The 3,424-nt window shown below is 42.9% G+C and carries 4 protein-coding genes; 3 read left to right on the top strand and 1 reads right to left on the bottom strand.

Annotated elements, in window-relative coordinates:
* The 3 genes from AC1DWB_RS32425 to AC1DWB_RS32415 form a co-directional block, all read left to right on the top strand.
* Positions 1–486 (top strand): AAA family ATPase (locus AC1DWB_RS32425; RefSeq protein WP_477545221.1); only part of this gene is annotated, 486 nt, incomplete at its 5' end.
* Positions 487–504: 18 nt separating this feature from the next.
* Positions 505–948, top strand: a complete 444-nt coding sequence (locus AC1DWB_RS32420; RefSeq protein WP_477545220.1) for a VanZ family protein — start codon at positions 505–507, stop codon at positions 946–948.
* A 94-nt stretch (positions 949–1,042) separates the two neighbouring features.
* Positions 1,043–2,638 (top strand): glycosyltransferase family 39 protein, encoded by a 1,596-nt coding sequence (locus AC1DWB_RS32415; RefSeq protein ID WP_477545219.1) that lies wholly within the window; start codon positions 1,043–1,045, stop codon positions 2,636–2,638.
* Here AC1DWB_RS32415 and AC1DWB_RS32410 read toward each other — a convergent pair whose 3' ends face one another.
* Entirely contained in the window at positions 2,639–3,247 is a 609-nt protein-coding gene (locus AC1DWB_RS32410; protein ID WP_477545218.1) for a transglutaminase-like domain-containing protein, read from the bottom strand.
* Positions 3,248–3,424: the final 177 nt, after the last annotated feature.

Genomic DNA, 3,424 nt, shown 5'->3' with positions numbered 1-3,424 from the left:
GTACAGACTATCCCAAATAGTATGTTATTCGATCCAGAAGAGGTCGGCTATATGCTGCGTTCCATCATACCAGTTGAAGTCAGGGGTGCTGAGGAGAATACAGGTGATTTTCAAGATCTGGATTTGTGGAAGCAACTGACTGTCCAAGTAGCTCAAGCGATAAAAACCAAGTACCGCAAACATTTGATTGTCCCAATGACGATATATAACATGAATAATTTCCAACATATCGTTCGCGGTCTGAAGCAGCTCGACGAAGATACGTTTCATTTTTGTTTGCTTGCAAGTGAAGAAACGATCCATGAACGCTTGAGGCGTCGAGGCGAAGCGGAAGGGAACTGGTGTTTTCTCCAGACTAAGTTGTGTGTGGAAACATTAAGAAAACCGGACTTTGCTGAACATATAAATACAGATATACTTCCGATTGAGGATGTCATTGCTCGGATTCAAGAGGTAGTGCCTGAAGCTGTATGGCAAAATTCTTAATATCAGTGTGGAGGCGCTATGAAGAATGGGACAACTGTGGTAACAAGGAAGACGATTCGAATAGTAGCTTTTGTACTATGTCTCCTGTATGCACTGCTGATGATTCAGCTACTGTTTAACCGAGTGAGCGGACCCGACTGGGAGAGTTACCGCTATAATCTTGTGCCGTTCCGGACGATTGCCAATTACATCAACCATGCATCGCGATTCAACTTTGACACCTGGTTCAAAAACTTGTTCGGCAATATTGTACTTTTCATCCCTATCGGGATATTCGCTCCTGCTCTGAATCGTCGATTTCTGCGGTTTCTGCCTTTCATTAGTATGACAGTTAGTATTCTGTTCGCGGTTGAGATCATACAACTAGTAACTAAGGTTGGCAGCTTTGACGTGGATGATCTGATTCTGAACGTATTTGGGGCTGTCATCGGCTTTGTAAGTTGGACAATCTTGCGAAGGTGAGTGTGCACATATTTACTATTTCACCTATTTGGGTTCAATGAGGTATAGTTGAAAGACATGATTTCCATATGCAATATCGGAGGCACATTTACTTATGCAACACAACAAAGCAATTTCATGGTCGCTCTTTCTATTCATATTCGCGGCTGAGTTCTCAGTAGGGTTTTATTTAAGTTATATCCTTAAGGCGACTCATTTCGATGCCCTCAGTAGGGTTGCAAATGCATTTTACGTTCTGTACAGCAGGGATCCACATCTTTCGGCAATTGGTTTTATTTGGAATCCACTCCCGAGCTTGATGAACTTGATCCTATTAGTTTTCTATCCAATCTTCCCTTCACTTGCTTCATATGGATTGTCTGCAGTCATTGTGAGCAGTGTATTCGCAGGCTTGATTGCAGTATTATTATTCCAAGCATGCAGATTTTTCAAACTTTCTACTTGGCTCAGTCTGACTATCGTGTTTCTCTTTTCATTCAACCCATTTATGTTTTTGTATGGGGCGAATGGATTGAGTGACGCTCCCTATATATACTTTCTAATGTACACCTTGTTCCACTTTGTCGTCTGGTTCGATCAACGAACATCAGGTTCCTTAGTGAGGGCTGGAATTGGGCTTTCATTAGCCTTTTGGTGTCGTTATGAAGCAGTTCCAGTCGGAGTCGCACTTGCATTAGGTATTGTGATTGTAATTCTTACAGCGCGAACTAGTATAACAGATAGTAGAAATCGCATCCTCGAGAGATATTATCAAATCGAAGCAACATGGATGATTTTATTAATTCCTGCGATATGTTCTGGATTATTGTGGATTTTTTTGAACTATACCATTATGGGAAATCCATTTTATTTCCTGAATTCAGAGTATTCTAATATTGCACAATCCGATACTCTGAACAGCAGAGAGTTTTTTCAACAAGTGTTTGGAAACGCATGGTTATCTTTCTTATTATGCTTGAAGTTGACAGCCTGGTTCTCTGCTCCACTGATAGGAATACTGCTCATTCGCTTATTCAACAAGAGATTGTTGAAATGGGATGTGTGGACCCTTTTGATTGTAGTTTTGTCTATCCCGGCTCTCCAGTTTCTTCTGATCTATAAAGGATCGTCTTTTGCCTGGTTCCGTTACTTTATGTACGTGTTTCCCATCACGATGGCTTGGCTTCCCTATGAACTGAGCAAGGTCAAAAAAACCTTTGGGAATGTCACAATCGTGCTAACAAGTCTGATCCTCTCAATGGGGCTGTTAACATACGCGCTATCGAATCCGTCTATCGCCCCTGACGAGAATGAATTTTTGAATTTGAAAGATGGCCGGTATCTGGTTGGGGCCCAATTAGATCGTTCCGTCTCGAATTGGATTAATGAGAATTTGGGCGAAGATGTTGCGATATTAACGGATTCCGCATCTGCCTATCTTATCGTTCTTAACAGCGAGGACCCGAGGAAATTTATTATTACGAGTGATACCGACTTTGGAGATGCACTTATAGATCCGATTGGAGCGGGCGTCGATTTCATCTTACTCCCGAAACCGCCTAACTACAGCACAATTAATGCAAAGTATCCAAAATTGTATAACAACGGTGAGGATTGGGCTACATTGTTCAAAGTATTCACAGACGAGAAGTATAATACAGAATGGCGCTTGTACAAGATCGTGGATCCGGCGGCCGCCACTTCGCCTTAACTACAGCTCGGTCGGTAACTTATGCATGTACATCTCCATAGTATTCGTGTTCGAGAGCAGGACGTTCATCGTCTTCGGATTCGGAAGCTTGTATATGGTTGGGTAGTCGATTTCGCCGTAGTGTTCGCGTACGGGAAATGCAAGTTGTTCTTGATCGACGGAAAATTCGGCCTGGACGCCTGGCTTGTTCCCTCTAGCGTCGAGTCGGACCCACCTGTTATGGGATGACAAATGCACGGCGTTTAAGGCATGAATACAGTAACCAGTGTCCGGTGTATCTCCAATCGTTAATCGTTGGTAGCAGAAGCCTGCCGGAATGCCACCCAGTCGCAGCATGGCGGCTAACAGGTTGGATTTGGCATAGCAGATGCCTTCCCGATGTAACAATACTTCAGAAGCAGTTCTAGTTATACGGCTGCTCTGAATATCCCATGAATGTGAGATTGCATCACGTACGTAATGAAAGGCGTTCTGTATGAACTCCATATCGTCGGAGGATGTCGCCCGAAGCTCATTACTTTTAGCTGCCACTTCGGGATGATTATAGTCCAATTCCTCGGTCGCGCATAAATAATCGAATTGATTGGTAGATTCGGCTATTAACTGCATCTCTGATTGCACCTCGCTTCTAGTTGTGTATTAATATGCATCATATTGTATATTAATCGATATGTCTATAAAAGAACAACCTAACCGAAAGTTCATCGGTCAGGTTATTTGGCGTATGAGTTTAGCTGGCGCCAGTCGCGACTTTTCAAGAGAGATAGACGGGATTTTCCGTCTAAC

This window comes from Paenibacillus sp. P4_E11 (assembly GCF_056401635.1).
This window is presented reverse-complemented; position numbering and strand designations above follow the sequence as displayed.

Bases quoted from the DNA above. Each gene is read 5' to 3' on its own strand.
- AC1DWB_RS32420 (WP_477545220.1), top strand. From the start codon at position 505: ATGAAGAATGGGACAACTGTGGTAACAAGGAAGACGATTCGAATAGTA.
- AC1DWB_RS32415 (WP_477545219.1), top strand. From the start codon at position 1,043: ATGCAACACAACAAAGCAATTTCATGGTCGCTCTTTCTATTCATATTC.
- AC1DWB_RS32410 (WP_477545218.1), bottom strand. From the start codon at position 3,247: ATGCAGTTAATAGCCGAATCTACCAATCAATTCGATTATTTATGCGCG.